Annotated in this window: 15 protein-coding genes, 3 tRNA genes and 1 other RNA gene; 16 read left to right on the top strand and 3 right to left on the bottom strand. The window is 61.1% G+C overall.

The window, feature by feature from the left end; genetic code table 11:
• Window positions 1-61: 61 nt before the first annotated feature.
• A complete protein-coding gene (locus ET524_RS01135; protein WP_129422986.1) occupies window positions 62-430 on the bottom strand; it encodes a NifB/NifX family molybdenum-iron cluster-binding protein in 369 nt (122 codons plus the stop codon).
• Window positions 431-614: 184 nt separating this feature from the next.
• Here ET524_RS01135 and ET524_RS01130 point away from each other — a divergent pair, with 184 nt between their 5' ends.
• From ET524_RS01130 to ET524_RS01090, 9 genes are all read left to right on the top strand, one after another.
• Window positions 615-1,139, top strand: coding sequence for a DUF523 domain-containing protein (locus tag ET524_RS01130; protein ID WP_129422985.1), 525 nt, complete (start codon window positions 615-617; stop codon window positions 1,137-1,139).
• Between the two features lie 254 nt (window positions 1,140-1,393).
• A complete protein-coding gene (locus tag ET524_RS01125; RefSeq protein WP_129422984.1) occupies window positions 1,394-1,852 on the top strand; it encodes a YhcH/YjgK/YiaL family protein in 459 nt (152 codons plus the stop codon).
• A gap of 139 nt (window positions 1,853-1,991) precedes the next feature.
• The gene (locus tag ET524_RS01120) at window positions 1,992-3,104 is read left to right on the top strand and encodes a M42 family metallopeptidase (protein ID WP_129422983.1); all 1,113 of its coding nucleotides are present in this window, start codon (window positions 1,992-1,994) and stop codon (window positions 3,102-3,104) included.
• A gap of 3 nt (window positions 3,105-3,107) precedes the next feature.
• On the top strand, window positions 3,108-3,575 hold the full coding sequence (gene smpB / locus ET524_RS01115) for an SsrA-binding protein SmpB (protein WP_129422982.1): 468 nt from the start codon (window positions 3,108-3,110) through the stop codon (window positions 3,573-3,575).
• Window positions 3,572-4,090, top strand: a complete 519-nt coding sequence (locus ET524_RS01110) for a hypothetical protein (protein ID WP_129422981.1) — start codon at window positions 3,572-3,574, stop codon at window positions 4,088-4,090. Before smpB ends, ET524_RS01110 begins: the two co-directional genes overlap by 4 nt.
• A gap of 91 nt (window positions 4,091-4,181) precedes the next feature.
• Window positions 4,182-4,551, top strand: a transfer-messenger RNA (tmRNA) gene (gene ssrA, locus ET524_RS01105).
• A 378-nt stretch (window positions 4,552-4,929) separates the two neighbouring features.
• Window positions 4,930-5,736 carry a substrate-binding periplasmic protein gene (locus ET524_RS01100; protein ID WP_161566573.1) on the top strand — a complete coding sequence of 269 codons (807 nt, stop codon included), beginning with the start codon at window positions 4,930-4,932 and terminating at the stop codon, window positions 5,734-5,736.
• A complete protein-coding gene (locus ET524_RS01095) occupies window positions 5,729-8,323 on the top strand; it encodes a hybrid sensor histidine kinase/response regulator (RefSeq protein ID WP_129422979.1) in 2,595 nt (864 codons plus the stop codon). The genes ET524_RS01100 and ET524_RS01095 overlap by 8 nt, the downstream gene beginning before the upstream one ends.
• A 74-nt stretch (window positions 8,324-8,397) precedes the next feature.
• Window positions 8,398-10,011 carry a L,D-transpeptidase family protein gene (locus tag ET524_RS01090; protein ID WP_201738590.1) on the top strand — a complete coding sequence of 538 codons (1,614 nt, stop codon included), beginning with the start codon at window positions 8,398-8,400 and terminating at the stop codon, window positions 10,009-10,011.
• Between the two features lie 99 nt (window positions 10,012-10,110).
• Here ET524_RS01090 and ET524_RS01085 read toward each other — a convergent pair whose 3' ends face one another.
• Window positions 10,111-10,596 (bottom strand): aminoacyl-tRNA deacylase, encoded by a 486-nt coding sequence (locus tag ET524_RS01085; protein WP_129422978.1) that lies wholly within the window; start codon window positions 10,594-10,596, stop codon window positions 10,111-10,113.
• Between the two features lie 107 nt (window positions 10,597-10,703).
• On the opposite strand from ET524_RS01085, the gene murI reads away from it, so the two are divergent.
• The 4 genes from murI (at window position 10,704) to ET524_RS01065 (ending at window position 12,382) form a co-directional block, all read left to right on the top strand.
• Entirely contained in the window at window positions 10,704-11,579 is an 876-nt protein-coding gene (gene murI, locus ET524_RS01080) for a glutamate racemase (RefSeq protein WP_129422977.1), read from the top strand.
• A 21-nt stretch (window positions 11,580-11,600) separates the two neighbouring features.
• A complete protein-coding gene (gene rdgB / locus ET524_RS01075; RefSeq protein WP_236648320.1) occupies window positions 11,601-12,194 on the top strand; it encodes an RdgB/HAM1 family non-canonical purine NTP pyrophosphatase in 594 nt (197 codons plus the stop codon).
• A 34-nt stretch (window positions 12,195-12,228) separates the two neighbouring features.
• Window positions 12,229-12,305 (top strand) — tRNA-Pro (locus tag ET524_RS01070).
• A 3-nt stretch (window positions 12,306-12,308) separates the two neighbouring features.
• Window positions 12,309-12,382: transfer RNA gene (locus tag ET524_RS01065), tRNA-Gly, on the top strand.
• A gap of 340 nt (window positions 12,383-12,722) precedes the next feature.
• On the opposite strand, the gene ET524_RS01060 is transcribed toward ET524_RS01065, so the two are convergent.
• Window positions 12,723-12,798, bottom strand: a tRNA-Arg gene (locus ET524_RS01060).
• 546 nt (window positions 12,799-13,344) lie between these two features.
• On the opposite strand from ET524_RS01060, the gene arcA reads away from it, so the two are divergent.
• The 3 genes from arcA (at window position 13,345) to arcC (ending at window position 16,833) form a co-directional block, all read left to right on the top strand.
• The gene (gene arcA, locus ET524_RS01055) at window positions 13,345-14,562 is read left to right on the top strand and encodes an arginine deiminase (RefSeq protein WP_129422975.1); all 1,218 of its coding nucleotides are present in this window, start codon (window positions 13,345-13,347) and stop codon (window positions 14,560-14,562) included.
• 187 nt (window positions 14,563-14,749) lie between these two features.
• The gene (gene argF / locus ET524_RS01050) at window positions 14,750-15,745 is read left to right on the top strand and encodes an ornithine carbamoyltransferase (RefSeq protein ID WP_129422974.1); all 996 of its coding nucleotides are present in this window, start codon (window positions 14,750-14,752) and stop codon (window positions 15,743-15,745) included.
• 134 nt (window positions 15,746-15,879) lie between these two features.
• The gene (gene arcC / locus ET524_RS01045) at window positions 15,880-16,833 is read left to right on the top strand and encodes a carbamate kinase (RefSeq protein WP_129422973.1); all 954 of its coding nucleotides are present in this window, start codon (window positions 15,880-15,882) and stop codon (window positions 16,831-16,833) included.
• Window positions 16,834-16,953: the final 120 nt, after the last annotated feature.

The following is a 16,953-nucleotide window of genomic DNA, read 5'->3' as shown; positions in this document are numbered from 1 at the left end:
TGGATTATAAGGCAGTGATTGGCCGCTAGCGGCGCAACGCCGGACGTGCCCGGAACAACCGCTAGTGCTGGTGGTTGCAGGCGTTCTCAAGCACCATGCGCGGGCATTGCCCGGCAATGAACTTGTTCACCACGTCGCCCACGATCGGCGTTTGCTGTTCAAGGTACACCGCCACGCCGTACTGCGTGAAGCGCATGAACGGCGGGCGCCCCATGCCGGCGGTGATCATGGCGTCGATGCCCAGGCTGTGGGCGAACTCGATGACGCCGCCGCAGCCAACCTGGTCGTGGTCGACGTTCTTCACGGACTCGACCTTCACCACTTCGTCGTTTTCAATGGTGGCGATGGTGAACCACGGCGTGTGACCGAAATGCCCGCTGCGGACGCTGGTCAGGCCTTCGCCGGTTTCGCTGGGGATTGCAACTTTCATGACGTTTGCCCTTTCTTTTCGTGCTTTGCCGCGCTCCGTCCTCCCACGCCGTCGCGCCCTCACGAGGCCCAACTCTAGCACAAAGGCCGTGGTGCACCCAAAGATTTTTGATAGTCTACAAGTAGCATTTCGCTAGGATTAAGGGCAGCGTTCGCCATTTGACCTGGCGCGTTACAATGAAGGTATGAACGAAACGAATCTCGACATAACGCCCGTGGTGGCCGTCAGCGCCTGCCTGCTGGGCCGCCCATGCCGCTTCGACGGTACGTCGAAGCCCTGTGAGCAGGCCATGCAGCTTGCCCGATACTGCAAAGTGGTTCCCATCTGCCCTGAAGTGGCCGGCGGCTTTTCCATTCCGCACCCGCCGTGCGAGATCGAGGCGGGCACGCGCCCGGTGCGCGTCGTGGACGCCACCGGCGCCGACGTGACGCAGCGTTTCCATGCGGGCGCGTCGCGGTGTTTGGAGCAGCTGCGCGATGCGGATTGCCGCGTGGCCGTGCTGAAGTCGAAAAGCCCCTCGTGCGGCAGCGGCCAGGTGTACGACGGCTCGTTTACCGGCACGCTGGTAGAAGGTTGGGGCGTGGCCGCAGCGCTTCTGCGCGATGCGGGCGTCGACGTGCTCGACGAAACGCAGGTCGATCGGCTGCTGGAGCCGCTGCGTCGCGCTCGGGTGGCTCACAATGCGGGCGAGCAAGGCGCGCGAGCATAGCGCCGTTTCGCGGCTCGGGTAGTTGGGCGATATGGGGGAGGGCGGGCGTCACGCATGTTCATCGCGATAAGTTCCCGTCGATGCACCCTTTACCTCTGCTCGTTCATCAGCCGAAACGCTTCTGCCCATGAACAGCTCCTGTGCATGCCGTGGTGCGATGTCTGCCGGCGCCGCCGCGCCGCTTGCGGGGTGTATACTCGCTCGTGCGAAACAACGCGGTGCCGAACGCGCCGCAACCCAATGAAAGGAACAACATGCTGGTAACGACTATCGACCACGCATCCGCACACGACTACCTCAACGAACGCTTCGCGAAGGCCTACGCGTTCTTGCGGCAGGACAACCTCTCCGAGCTGCCGCTCGGCCGTAACGACATCGACGGCGACGACGTGTTCGCCAACGTGCAGGAGTACGGCACCGTGCCCGCCGCCGAAAAGCAGCTTGAGGCGCATCGCCGCTACTACGACGTGCAGTTCGTGGTGTCCGGCGAAGAGCTGCTGCAGTATGCCCAGCTTGAAGGTCTTGACGAGGCGCAGCCGTTCGACGAAGGCAACGACTTCGGCCTGTACGCCACGCCCGAGCGCACTACCGACGTGGTGCTGCGCGCCGGCGACATGGCCGTGCTTGCTCCCGAAGACGCGCACAAGCCGGGCTGCACGCTTGGCGCCGAGCCGTGCCACGTGCGCAAAATCGTCGTGAAGGTGCGCGCATAAGCCAAGTGCGCAGGGTTTTCTGGCTCTCGGCAGCGGCCGGGCGCCCATTCGACTTGCATTTCACCAGGAAAAGCGCGGGTTTTGCGGGTATGCCGCCTCACGGCACCCGCCGCGCTTTTCGCGAAAGGTAAGGACTCTCATGAGAAAACAAGATCGCAAATTCCTGAAATCGCTGCTGGAAACCCCGTCGCCGACGGGCTGCGAGCAGCGCATCGCCGCGCTGGTGCGCCATCGTCTTGACGGCGTGGCCGACCGCGTGGAAACCGACGTCATGGGCTCGGTGCACGCAAGCCTCGCCGGCAGCGGCGTGGCGCCTTCGCTCATGCTTGCGGCGCACATGGACGAGATTGGCCTGATGGTGGTCAACGTTTCCGACGACGGCTTTCTGTCCGTGGCCGCCATCGGCGGCGTCGATGCGGCCATCCTGCCGGGTCTGCGCGTCGACGTGCACGCATCGGGTGCCGCGGTTCCGCTGCGCGGCGTGGTGGGCCGCAAGCCCATCCACCTCATTTCCGCAGGCGAGCGCGACAAGGTCACGCCGCTGTCCGACCTGGTCATCGACCTGGGCCTTCCGGCGAAGAAGGTCAAGCGGCTTGTGGCCGTGGGCGACCCCATCACGTTCGGCGTGGGCTTCGAGCGCTTCGGCAAGCACATGGGCGTGTCGCGCGCGTTTGACGACAAGTGCGGCGTGTGGGTGATCACGCGCGTGCTTGAAGAGCTTGCGGCGGCCGGCGGCGCGCCGGGCACGGTCACGACCGCGTGCACCACGCAGGAGGAAATCGGCACGCGCGGCGCCACCACCTCGGCGTTTGGCGTGGCCCCCGATGTTGCCGTGGCGTTCGACGTCACGCACGCAACCGATTACCCCGGCATCAGCCATGCGAAGTTCGGCGACATCAAGTGCGGCGGCGGTCCGGTCATCGGCCGCGGCCCGAACGCGAACCCGTACGTGTACGAGCGTCTGGTTGCCGCGGCGAAGGCGGCCGGCATCCCGTACCAGGTCGAGGCGCTTCCCGGCCATTCGGGAACCGACGCCTGGCCCATCCAGGTGTCGCGTGCCGGCATTCCCACGGGCCTGGTGTCCGTGCCGCTGCGCTACATGCACACGCCCACCGAGGTCATCTGCCTTGACGACCTTGACGCGTGCGTGAAGCTGTTCGTGCAGTTCGCGCTTGACCTGTGCGATGCTGACACGTTCGTGCCGGGTCTTGCCGCCGCCAGCGATGCCGACGACGCGCCAGAGGGGGAGTAGCGCATGAAGAAGCAGCCCAGCGACATCGCGCGCAACCGCAAGGCGCTTCACGACTACGAGGTGCTTGAAACGTACGAGGCCGGCATAGCGCTCACGGGCACGGAAGTGCGCTCGCTGCGCGACAACCACTGCCAGCTGACGGATTGCTTCGCGCTTATCCGCCACGGCGAAGTGTGGCTGCACGGCGTGCACATCCCGCCGTACGCGTTCGGCAACATCGCCAACCCCGACCCCGACCGTAAGCGCAAGCTGCTGCTGCACAAAAACGAGATTCGCAAGCTCGAGCAGCAAACGAAGGAAAAGGGCATGGCGCTGGTACCGCTGAAGATGTACTTCAACAACAAGTCGCTCGTGAAGGTTGAGCTGGCCGTTTGCCGCGGCAAGAAGAACTACGACAAGCGCGCCGCCATGGCCGCGCGCGATTCGAAGCGCGAGATCGAGCGCGCACTGAAGGAAAGGAGCCGTCGATGAGCGAGCAGGATGTAATCGCAAGCCAGGAAGAGCTTGAAGCCGCCGACGAGCAGGTCGAAGCTGCCGAGGGCATCGCGGCCGAGCCCGTTGCAGCGCCCGAAGAGGCCGGTGCCGCCGAAGACGAACAGGACGATGCGGAAGCCGAAGAGCCTGCCGAAGAGGAGGCCGATGCCGCCGAAGAAAACGCCGACGAGGACCTCGAGGTCGTTGAGCTGGAGCTTTCCGACGACGACATCGTACGCTACCTGGAAGACGAGGACGGCAACCGCATCGGCTTCGTCATCATGGAAGACGGCGAAGAGGCCGAGTACCTGTACGTGGAAGACGACGAGCCGGAACACGACGTGTACGACGTGGTCGACGACGGCAGCCTTGGCATCACGCGCGACGGCGTGCAGCAGGCCACCGACGACATGAACGCCATCTTCAAGGACGGCGTGAAAATGGCGGCCGAGTTCAAGGGCGCGTTCGACGACATCAAAAGCGCATTGGACTTCAGCTCGCTTTTGAAGTAGCATATCAAGTTACGCGTAGGGCATACGCTCGCGCGGCACATTGACAACGGTGGACCGCAGCGTCCCGCTTCGGCAGAGCGCCGAACTTCACGGGGGCGACTGGTTTCGACATGGTATGTTTGAACTGAGGAGCAGGTCGTGGTCTCCTCGCCACGTAAAACAGGGGTACCGTCAAGTTAATTGGCAAGAACAACTCTCAGAGCGCTCCGGCGCTCGCCATGGCTGCTTAATTCGCACCTGGCACGTCAACCCCGGGTTGTCCCCGGCTCGGGCGCGATGTCATTTTAGGGGACTGCATCGAAGCACGTGGCCGGTATGGCTTCGATAAAGATTGAACCGACTAGAAGCCTCTACGTTTGTCCGTTGACCGCAAGGCTTCGAATCCCGACAACGGAATAAGCTTGTAGAGCCTCGGGGATTATGTAGTATGGACCGGAGTTCGATTCTCCGCGCCTCCACCAGTCTTTTCACGGCCGTCTGTTCTGTTTTCACAGTTCAGGCGGCCTTTTTCGTGTTTAATAGATATTCTACATGTGGGGTATATCAGAGCAATTCGCGGTAAATTCCGCTACTTCGAGAAGGCATTAACGGACAAATAACGGACGAAACTGCAGGAAAACGGGGCGTTCGGCGCATCCGTTAACGGATGCGGGCTGCAGACAGATTACCGACGACATGCCGCCGGCCCGCTTTCCTCATTCGGTAACGAACAAGCCCATCCGGTTCCCAATCGATGAATCGTATGAACGCGCTGTGTGCGCCTATCTTGCGCAGCCTTTGAGTTCGCTATAATTCTGTTTTTAGGTTGTATCGGCTCTATCGGGGGAGGAGGCGTCGCATTGCTTCGTCGACGGTTTTGCGTCTTGGCGCTTTGCGCGTGCTCGTCCGTGGCCATCTCGCTGCTTACTGGTTGCCAGCAGCGCGAGTCGGCGCCCGAACCAACCGAAACACTTACCATCGGTTATGACGAGTATCGCCCGTTTGTGTTCGTCGACGACAACGGCAACATGGCCGGTATCGACGTCGAAATCGCGCAAGAAGCGTGCCGGCGCGCGGGCTTGCGCGCCGAGTTCAAGCAAGTCGACTGGGAAAATCGCGACCAATTCCTTGAAAGCGGCCAGGTAGATTGCCTGTGGAGCTGCTATTCCATGAACGATCGCGAAGATAGCTACGCCTGGGTTGGCCCGTATCTGTACAGCCGTCAGGCGGTTGCCGTGCTCAACGACAGCCCTATCCAGTCGTTTGCCGACTTGGCGGGCACGCGCGTTGCCGTGAAGGCCTCCACGAAGCCCGAGTCCATCTTCCTTGAACGCGCCGGCGTTCCGGCCGTGAAAAACGTCTACTGCCTGTCCGATGTCAGCGAAATGGCGGCGGCGCTGCGCAACAAGTTCGTCGACGCGCTTGCCGGCCACGCGGCAACGCTGGCGTGGTACCTGCAAAACACGGGCGTCGATTACCGCTTCCTTGACGGCGAACTTTTGCGCGCCGCGCTTGGCGTCGCGTTTCCGCAGAACAGCTCCACGGCGGTTCGCTCGGCGCTTGGGGATGCCCTGCATCAGATGAGCCTTGACGGCACCACGGCCGCCATCGTTCAGTCTTACGGGCTTGATTCCCAGAAAGCGCTTTCCGGGGTGGAGCATGAATAAGAAGCAAACCATGAACCCCGATACCCTGCGCGCGTGGGATACCAGCGTGCGCCGCGCCGTGGTGGCCGGCCTCGCGCTTATCGCCATTGCGTTTGCCGTGGCATGCATGGCGCGCATCGGCGTCGTGTCATCGCTTGCCGGCGACGTTACCGCCACGCTGCAGCAGCAATGCGGCAGCTACGAGAAGCTCATGGCGGCCGACCGCACGAAAAGCCTGTTCCACCTTACGTACGAGATGCAGCAGTTCAGCTCTTACCTTGCATCGAACCCCGATTCGGTCAACGACGCGTTCCTGGAGCAGCAGGTAGGCGATCTGAACCTGACGGGCATCTCGGTCATCGGCGGTGACATGCAGTTGCAGGCTTCGGGCTACACGCGCCAGTTCCGCGATACAAGCTGGGCCGAAACATCGCTGGGCAGTTTGGTGGCCGACATCGTCGACTATCCGGAAAAGGTGTATGCCGACCGCGTGCAGGTCGACGGGGCGTTCTACGACGTGTGCGCCGTGGCGCGCAAGGACGCGCCGGGGCTCATCGTCGGCTTCTACGAGCAGCCGTCCGGCTTGATTACCGGCACGGAAGACGATCTTGAAAGCCTGCTTTCCGGCTTGCAGCTTGAAGACGGCGGCAATTACGCCATCGCCGAAGACGGGCATGTTCGTGCGTCAAGCAACGATGCCTTGCGCGACCTTGACGTGGCCGACGACACGCTGCTTTCGGGCATATCGGCGGCTCCCAATGACGCGCACCTGCATCCGGTCCGCATGGACATGGGCATGGGCTGGGGCTATCGCAGCGAAGCGGCCAGCTATGAGTTGTACGTGTATTACCCCATGTCGGCCATCTACGTGGTTGCGCTTATCGTGGCCGGCATCGTGGCGGTGGCGTACCTGCTGCTGTGCCTCGTGTTCTTCTTCGTGCGCGCCCGCGCGCTGTATCGCAACCAGGAAAAGCTCGAAGATGCCAACCGCGATCTTACGCATACCGTCGAGATGCTGAAATCGCTCGAGTCCGTTTACTTCACGCTGTTCCGCGTCGATTTGGCCGAAAGCCGCTACCAAACCATTTACCTTGCGCCGTGGTTGGAAGACGCCGTGTCGCAGGAGGGCGAGTACACGGAGCTGAAGAAGCTGTTCTTGGGCACCATGGTGCTTCCCGAGTACCGGCGCGTGCTTGATAAACGCATGTCGGCCCAGTTCATCAGGGAAAACCTTAGCAAGCGCAACACTAGCGCTGTGCGCAAAAGCTTCTACACCGACTACGTGGCCACGCACGGCGGCGCAAACCGCTGGTGCCGCGTGACGGTTACCGTCGTCGATTACGACGCCGAAGGCCAGCCCGCGCGCGTGTTGGCGCTTTTGCAGGACGTCGATCAGGAAAAGAAGCGCGAGGCCGATTACCAGGAGCGTATCTTGGAAGAGGCGCGCGCCGCGAAGATCGCGAACAACGCGAAAAGCGAGTTTCTGCGCCGTATCAGCCACGACGTGCGCACGCCCATCAACGGCGCTAAAGGCTATGTGCAGCTTGCGGCCGCACATCCGCAAGACGCCGCGCTGCAACAGCATTGCCGGGAACAGGCGCTCGTTTCACTCGATACGCTTACATCGCTTGTTGACAGCGTGCTTGACATGGCGAAACTTGAAGGCAGCGAAGTGGCGCTTGAGCACCGTTGCCTTGACCTGAACGACGTGCTCAACAAGGTTAAGGCAGTCATCCAGCCGCAGGCCGACGCGAAGGGCATAACATGCCGCATCGCGCACGTGGACGACGCGTACTGCGCCTATTTGCTTGGCAGCCCCCGCCACGTGGGGCAGGTTCTTATGAACCTGGTGGGCAATGCGGTGAAATACGGCAAGCCGAAGGGTTCCGTGCAGCTTTCGATACAGTTCAAGGGCGCATCGCAGGGGAAGGCAACATACGAGTTTTCGTGCAGCGACGATGGCATCGGCATGGGCGAGGAGTTCCAGCAGCACATGTTCGAGCCGTTCGCGCAAGAAGCGCCCGGCGCACGCACCGTGTACGAAGGCAGCGGCACGGGCCTGTCCATCGTGAAGAAGCTCGTCGAGGCCATGGGCGGCACCATCTCCTGGACGTCGGCGAAAGGGCAGGGCACCACGTTTCGCGTGACGCTGTCGTTTGCCATCGACACGGCCTGCCGCATCGACCGCTCCGATGTCGGCAACGTGCCCGACTCGTTGCGCGGCGCCAACGTGTTGCTGGTGGAAGACAACGAGATGAACATGGAGATAGCCGAATGCCTGCTTGTTGACCTGGGCGCACGCGTGACGCGGGCGTGGGACGGGCAGGAGGCGGTCGACATCTTCGCCGCTTCAAGCACCGGCGCGTTCGATATCGTGTTCATGGATATCATGATGCCGCGCAAAAACGGCCTGGAGGCCACGCGCGCCATCCGCGCGCTTGACCACCCTGACGCGAAAACGGTCCCTATCTGCGCCATGTCGGCAAACGCGTTCCACGACGACGTGCAGGCAAGCCTTGACGCCGGCATGAACGCGCACTTCGCGAAGCCCATTGATGTCGCAAAACTGCTGCCGGCTATCGCCAAGCTCGTGGGTTTTCACGGATAAACCGTTCTATCCGTCGCAAGAGCGCAGCAGGGTTGGTACAATAACACAAGTGCATCCTATGCAAAGAGACTGATATGAAGAACGAAAACGAAGCATCCCACGGCCGCCACGTGGCCGCTGAAAACATCCCTCCCATTTTCCCTGATGGCAAGTCTGGTTTCGTGCCGCAGCAGCCGCGTGCTCAGCGTGGTGCCGGCGCGGCTCAGTATAGCCATCTCGGCGCCTCGGGCGTCTCTATGCCGCCTGTCGGCAACGGTCGTCCCAAGAAGAAGGTGGGGCGCGTGCTTGGCATCACGTTCGGCGTTGTCATAGCGCTGCTTGCCATCGCGTATTGCGGCGTCGCGCTGTTTTTCGGCTGCCATTTCATGCCGAACAGCGTTATCGGTAACCTTGATACCTCGCTCATGTCTTCCGCCGAGGCGAAAAGCGCGCTTACCAGCAAGGTGAAAGACTACGAGCTTAGCATCAAGGGCGACGGTTTCTCGCTGACGGTGTCCGCGAAGGATGCTGGCATCGCGTTCGATGCCGACGAGGTTGTCGAAGACGCGCTGTCGCAAACGAACGAATGGCTGTGGCCTGTTGAACTCACGCGCGCGCACGATGCCACGGCGTCAATGGTCAGCAGCTATAACGATGCCGGCTTAGAGCAAGTGGTCACCCAGGCGGTCGACGCCTTTAACGCAACGGCGAAACAGCCGGTCGACGCTGCAGTTTCCTTCGATGCGAAGCTCGGCAAATTCGCGGTGTCGAAAGAGTCGGTTGGCACGGCTATCGACTCCGCTAAGGTCATCGCTGCGGCCGACGCCGCGCTTGTCGATCTTACGCCGAAGGTTACGCTTACGAATAGCGACTTGCTGCAGCCTACGGTGCTGTCAAGCGACCCGCGCCTGCAGCAGGCGGCCGACAAGGCGAACACCATGATCGGCGCCGACATCACGCTGACCATGGCGAAATCGGTGGCGGCCGAAGTGAACGCAACGCTTATCTCGCAGTGGATCGTGCTCGACGAGAACCTTGACGCCACGCTTGACCGCGATGCCATGACGTCGTGGATCGATGAGCTGGGTAATCAGTGCGACACGGTGGGCTCGACGCGCACGTACACGCGCGTTGACGGGAAGGTTTGCACGGTGTCGGGCGGCACGTACGGTTGGGAAATCGACCACGATGGCTTGATGGACCTGGTCACCGACGGGGTAGACAACGGCTTGGTGGAAACGGTCGAGGTGCCCTATGTGCGCAGCTGCGAAGTATACAACGGCGTAGGCGGGCGCGACTGGGGCAACCGTTACATTGATGTCGACCTTACCGAACAGCACGCCTATATGTATGACGATTCCGGCAAAGTGGTGTGGGAAAGCGGCGTGGTCACCGGCATTCCCGATGAGAAGAAGTCCACGCCCGAAGGTGTGTACGTCATCAACCTGAAGAAAACCGACGAAACGCTGCACACGCTGCAAGACGATGGCGTTACGTACAAGGATACGGTCGTGAAGTATTGGATGCCGTTCGTGGGCAACACCGTTGGTCTGCACGATGCATGGTGGCAGCCCGATTCGGCGTTCGAAGATCCCGAGGCCTACGCCAACGGGTATGGCAGCCACGGGTGCGTGAATCTGCCAAGCGACAAGGCTGCCGAGCTGTACGACCTTGTGCAGCTCGCGGATGTGGTGGTTGTGCACCGATAGGCGCTGCGGCTTCAGCTTCCCTGTGTGGAAAAGCAAAGGCGGCTTCGTCCCTGTTTGGACGAAGCCGCCTTTTCGTTGCGGTCGCTTTGGCGCACGGTGCTACACCACAGTGATGTCGGCGCACTTCACGGGTACTACGCGCTGCAGCTCCGGCAGCGGGGTCTCTATCTGGCATCCGATGCGCCCGCCGGAGAACATGATGCGGTCGTACAGCTCGGCCGTCTCGTCGATGAACGTGGGGAACAGCTTCTTCATGCCCACGGGGCTGCACCCGCCGTGGATGTAGCCGGTCAGCGGCAGCAGTTCGCGCGACTTGATCATTGTGATGGCCTTTTCCCCGGCGGCTTGCGCGGCCTTCTTCAGGTCAAGCTCGCAGGCAACGGGAACCATGAACACGTAGTGCTGCCCCGATTTCGCCTGCGTCACCAGCGTTTTGAACACGCAATCGGGGTCTTGCCCCAGCGTGGCGGCCACTTCCATGCCGGACAGCGCCTCAGGGCACTCGAAATAGCGAACCGTGAAATCAGCGCGCGCCGCCTCCATCTCGCGCACGGCGTTGGTCTTATGCTCCTTTTCTTTCGACATGCAAAGCTCCTTTTGTCGAATGACTCGATTTTGATTCAGGTTAGCAGAAACTATGGCAGCTGGAGCGCATTCCAAACAAGTCGCGCGTATACGCTATACTGAAGCGCATGGATACCAAGGAAACATTCGATAACGCGCCTATCGGCGTGTTCGACTCCGGCTTCGGCGGGCTGACGGTGGCGCGTGAGATCGCCAAGGCGCTGCCGGACGAGTCCATCGTGTACGTGGGCGATTCGGCCCGCTGCCCGTACGGCCCGCGCAGTCTCTCTGAGGTCGACGGCTTTGTGCAGCAGATCGCAAGCTGGCTGGTGGGCCGGGGCGTGAAGCTTATCGTCATCGCCTGCAACACGGCCACGGCGGCCGGCCTGGCGCACGCGCAGCAGACGCTGCCCATCCCGGTCATCGGCGTGGTGGAGCCCGGCGCCCGCGCCGCGGCCCATGCCACGCGCAACAAGCGCGTCGGCGTCGTCGCCACGAAGGCCACGGTGGAATCCGACGCCTACACGAAGGCCATTCGCCACATCGATGCCGGCATTACCGTGTTCTCCACGGCAACGCCGCGTTTCGTCGAGATCGCCGAGCAGGGCATCCGCATGGCGGAAGGTCCCATCGAGAATTACACGTCGCTTGCCTCGAAGGTCTACATCCGCCCGGCATTTCAGGAAATCGCGAAGGACTACCTTGAGCCGCTGCGCCGCTGCGAAATCGACACGCTTGTGCTCGGCTGCACGCACTTTCCGCTGCTGAAGGCCCTTATCGGTGGCGTGGTTGGCCACGATGTCACGCTCATCTCGTCGGCGAAGGAAGCTGCGCGTGACGTGTCCGAGATCCTTGACCGCCATCACCAGCGCGCGCAGGCAGGGCGCTTGGCAACGTACGAGTTTTACACCACCGGCAACGACATCGAGGAGTTCCAAAGCTTCGGCAGCCGCGCGTTCTGCAAACCCATCGAGCGCGTCACGCACCTCGATTTGCCTGCATAGGAAGGAATAGCTTTGACTACCGTGCTTATCGCCAGCAATAACGCCCACAAGGCAACCGAGATTGCCGAGGCGCTTGATTTCCCGGGTTGGGAGTTCAAAACGCTCAAGCAGGTGGGCGTCAGCTCGGACCCGGCAGAAGATGCCGAAACGTTTCTGGGCAACGCGCGCATCAAGGCGCATGCGGCTCAACAGGCAAGCGGCGGCATGCCGGTGCTTGCCGACGACTCGGGGCTTGAGGTGGATCCGCTCGACGGTGCGCCCGGCGTGCACTCCGCGCGCTATGCGGGCGAGCCGTGCGATGACGCGGCGAACAATGCGAAGCTGCTCGATGCGCTCTCTGACGTTGCTGACGAGGCCCGTACGGCGCGTTTCGTGTGCCAGCTGGTGTTTTTGGACGAGAACGGCAACGAAGTGGATGCTCGCGGCACGGTAGAGGGCCGCATCGCGCACGAGGCCCATGGTGAAAACGGCTTCGGCTATGACCCGCTGTTTTTGCCCGAGGTGTTCGGGTTCGAACGGTCGCTCGGGGAGGCGAAACCCGAGGAGAAGAACGCCGTCTCGCACCGCGGCAACGCACTTCGTGAACTTCGAGCGAAATTGTCTGGCACGTGCTAGAAGTTCTGGTATACTAATTAAACTGTTTGGACGTCGGGACGTGGCGCAGTCTGGTAGCGCGCCTGCTTTGGGAGCAGGATGTCGCAGGTTCGAATCCTGTCGTCCCGACCAGTTGCGGGTGTGGTTCAATGGTAGAACTGAAGCCTTCCAAGCTTCTAACGCGGGTTCGATTCCCGTCACCCGCTCCAAGAAAACCGCAGGCCAGGGCACAAGTTGTCCTGGCTTTTTTGTTTTGTGCGTCAGCTCGTATGTAAGATGCACGTCAGACGGCTGCAAGTAATGTCTGACGTCCGCCTGCGAATACCATCCGAAGCCCCATAGGTCAAAGCCCGTCCCTGGCGATCGCTCATCGTATTCGAAAACGTAGCGCTCGATCCATCCAACAGCGCCGAAAGCGCACGCCAAATTTCCTTCACCCACCAGCTGACCTCGAAACGCCTCAGAGCATTCCCAATCACCCTGCGGCCTAGCCGCCAGCAAGACCTTGCAGCAATAAAAAAGCCGCCTGAGAAGGCGGCTGGTACATGCTGGCGCGCCCAGCAGGACTCGAACCTGCAACCGTCGGATTAGAAGTCCGATGCTCTATCCGTTGAGCCATGGGCGCTTGTTGAAGCAGGGGTATTATACCGTAAACGCCTCGGGGCGGGGCAGGATAGTCGCAGAGTCTTCGCGGTTGTTCGGCAATGGTCCTTTCTAACCTCTGCAAAACAATGGAATCTGTCCAATAGGAATTTCCCTACAACCTATTGTCGCTAAACATTTCCACACTAATTCCAGCGAATTGTGGAGAGAATTTCGGGCAAATAGTTATGCATTATTTGACAATTTTATGCATTTCTAGCGATTATCCCTGCTCAGCTGGGGGATATAAAAATCTCTTATTCACATTTTTAGAATTTTTGCAAGTGCATAAAACCGCTTTAGCTCAGCAAAGTAAAAGTGTAGGAAATGTGATGAAACAGACTCGAAACAATCCGAAAAATGCCGCATTTTCCGAGGTCGCAAAAAGCGTACCGTTTTGTTTCCGAATAGAGGTTGCAATTTGGTTTGAACCATGAGAAGTTGACCGTGCAGTTGGGAAGCGCGGTGCGCAACGCGCGGTTCCGAATTACCGAATTCCGAAAATGCATAAAGCATAAAGGAGGGTTCTATGGCAGGCGTAAACGTCAAGAGCGAGATCAAGCCCTTGAAGAAAGTTCTGTTGCATCGCCCTGGCAAGGAACTGCTGAATCTCACCCCGAACACGCTCGAAGAGCTGCTGTTCGATGACATTCCGTTCCTGAAGGTGGCCCAGGCCGAGCACGACGCTTTCGCGCAGGCTCTGCGCGACAACGGCGTCGAGGTCGTGTACCTGGAGAACCTCATGGCTGAGGTCCTGGATGCAAACCCGGCTCTGCGCGAGCAGTTCCTCAAGCAGTTCATCGAGGAAGCCGGCATTCGCACCGAGCGTTATCAGAAGATCATCTTCGATTACCTCAACGACAACTACGAGTCGAACATCGACCTGGTCTTGAAGTGCATGGAGGGCGTGAACCTCACCGAGCTGCACACCGACAAGTCCAACTCCCTGGTCGACCTGGTGTCCGAGGCCTCCAAGATGGTGGTGGCCCCCATGCCGAACCTGTACTTCACGCGCGACCCGTTCGCGATGATCGGCAACGGTGTGTCCATCAACCGCATGTACTCCGTCACTCGCAACCGCGAGACCATTTTCGCTGAGTACATCTTCACGCATCATCCCGACTTCAAGGACGTGCCGCAGTACTACAGCCGTTACAGCGCGTTCCATATCGAGGGCGGCGATATCCTCAACATCAACGAGCATGTGCTGGCCATCGGCATCTCCCAGCGCACCGAGCCCGACGCTATCGACGAGATCGCCCACAACATCTTTAAGGACGAAACCTCGCCGGTGGACACCATCCTGGCGTTCAACATCCCGAACAACCGCGCCATGATGCACCTGGACACCGTGTTCACGCAGATCGACGTGGACAAGTTCACCATCCATCCCGGCATCATGGGCCCGCTCACCGTGTTCGAGATCACACCGGAAGGCGAGGGCATCAAGGTGAAGGAAACGTCCGGCACGCTTGAGGAAGTCCTCGAGAAGTACGTCGGCATGCCCGTTACCCTCATTCCCTGCGCAGGTGGCGACCGCATCGCGGCCGAGCGCGAGCAGTGGAACGACGGCTCGAACACCCTGTGCATCGCACCTGGTCGCGTGGTGGTCTACGAGCGCAACGATGTTACGAACGCGCTGCTGCGTAAGAACAACATCGACGTCATCGAGATCCCGTCGGCCGAGCTGTCCCGCGGCCGTGGCGGCCCGCGCTGCATGTCCATGCCCATCTGGCGCGAGGACTAGCGCAAACGTCCGATTTGGCGGACAATGGGCGTTCCTGAAAAGGACGCCAACCCCCCGAGCAATCGGGTTCTATGTTTGGTTTTTTCCGGGGCGCGTGCGCATGTGCCCCGGTCAAAACAGCAGGCCGAAACTTGGCGCGGCCTGCATATAAAGAGTTGTTGATAACTTGCTATCGAAAGGAATCATCATGCCTGTAAGCCTGAGCGGTCGTCATTTCCTGCGTCTTTTGGACTTCTCTACCGAGGAGATCGAGTACCTGCTGAAGCTGTCCAAGAACTTCAAGGACATGAAGCGTGCCGGCGTGCCGCATCGCTACCTTGAGGGCAAGAACATCGTGCTGCTGTTCCAGAAGACCTCTACCCGCACCCGCTGCGCCTTCGAAGTTGGCGCTATGGACCTGGGCATGGGCGTCACCTACCTTGACCCCAACAGCTCCCAGATGGGCAAGAAGGAGTCCATCGAGGATACCGCTCGCGTGCTCGGCCGCTTCTATGACGGCATCGAGTTCCGCGGCTTTGCTCAGACCGACGTCGAGGACCTGGCTGCCAACGCTGGCGTGCCGGTGTGGAACGGCCTGACCACCGAGTGGCATCCCACCCAGATGCTGGCCGACGTGCTGACCATGCAGGAGAACTTCAACTATGACCTGAAGGGCCGCACCGTCGTGTTCATGGCTGACGCCGCCAACAACGTTGCCCGCTCCATGATGGTCGTGTGCGCGAAGCTCGGCATGAACTTCGTCGCTTGCGCCCCCGAGACCAACTGGCCCGACGCCGACCTGGTGGAGGAGTGCCGCGCCATCGCTGCCGAGAACGGCTGCACCGTCAAGCTGACCGCTGACGTGACCGAGGGCTGCACCGGCGCCGACGTCATCTACACCGACGTGTGGGTGTCCATGGGCGAGCCGGACGAGGTCTGGGCTGAGCGCATCAAGAACCTGGAGCCCTATCGCGTGACGAAGGAAGTCATGGCCCTGGCCAAGCCCGAGGCTATCTTCCTGCACTGCCTGCCCAGCTTCCATGACACCAACACCACCATCGGTGCTCAGAAGGCCGAGCAGTTCGGCATCACCGAGATGGAAGTCTCCGACGAGGTGTTCGAGTCCAAGCAGTCCAAGGTGTTCGACGAGGCTGAGAACCGTATGCACACCATCAAGGCTGTTATGTACGCAACCCTGAGCTAAGTCTCTTCATCCCACGTTCCGCCGCCCACGCTGGGCGGCGGAACGAATTGCATCACGTAATCCTTGCCAACCTATGACGTTTTCACGTCCCATTTTCATGGGTTGGCTTTTTTATTCCCAAAAGGAGGCACATCATGCCCTACGCAAAAGGTGAAGGTCCTTCCGTAGTCATCGCCCTGGGCGGCAACGCCCTGGGCAACACGCCGCAGGAGCAGCTCGAGCTGGTGAAGAACACCGCCAAGCACATCGTCGACATGGTCGGCGACGGCGTCAACGTCGTGGTGTCCCACGGCAACGGCCCGCAGGTCGGCATGATCAACAACGCGTTCGCCTACGCCGCCGCCAACGACGGCAAGACGCCCGAGATGCCGTTCCCCGAGGCCGGCGCCATGTCCCAGGGCTACATCGGCTACCAGCTGTCGCAGGCCATCCTGAACGACCTCAAGGCCCGCGGCATCATGCGCTCCACGGCCAACGTCATCACCCAGACCGTCGTCTCCCCGGACGACCCGGCGTTCCAGAACCCCACCAAGCCCGTCGGCGCGTTCATGACCGAGGAGGAGGCAAAGGCCAAGGCCGCCGAGACCGGCTGGACGTTCAAGGAGGACGCCGGCCGCGGCTGGCGCCAGGTGGTGGCCTCCCCGAAGCCTCAGCGCATCGTCGAGTTCGACGCCGTCAAGGACCTCATGGACGCCGGCTACATCGTGGTGTCCACCGGCGGCGGCGGGGTGCCGGTCTTCGAGACCGAGGACGGCTACGAGGGCGTGCCCGCCGTCATCGACAAGGACCGCAGCTCGGCCAAGCTGGCCGCCGACTTCGGCGCCGACATGCTGGTGATCCTGACCGCCGTCGAGAAGGTGTGCATCAACTTCAACAAGCCCGACCAGCAGGAGCTCTCCTCCATGACGGTCGCCGAGGCCCGCAAGTACATCGAGGAGGGCCAGTTCGCCCCCGGCTCGATGCTCCCCAAGGTCGAGGCCTGCATCGAGTACGTCGAGGCCTACCCGCAGGGCAAGGCCCTCATCACCTCGCTCGAGTGCGCCGCCGCCGGCCTGGAGGGCAAGACGGGCACCGTCATCACCGCGTAAGCGATTACTTGCGCTTGTGATGCCTCCTGCGCAAAAGGCGACCCCCCTAACCATCGCCTTTGTGCGCATACGCGCTGCGACAGACCCCTCTCGCAGATGCGAATCTCCCGCGGCCCTTAC

It is taken from the genome of Senegalimassilia faecalis (genome assembly GCF_004135645.1).
GTDB classification, from domain to species: Bacteria; Actinomycetota; Coriobacteriia; order Coriobacteriales; family Eggerthellaceae; genus Senegalimassilia; species Senegalimassilia faecalis.
Note: the sequence above shows the minus strand (reverse complement) of the source record. Positions and strands in the feature narration are given on the sequence as shown.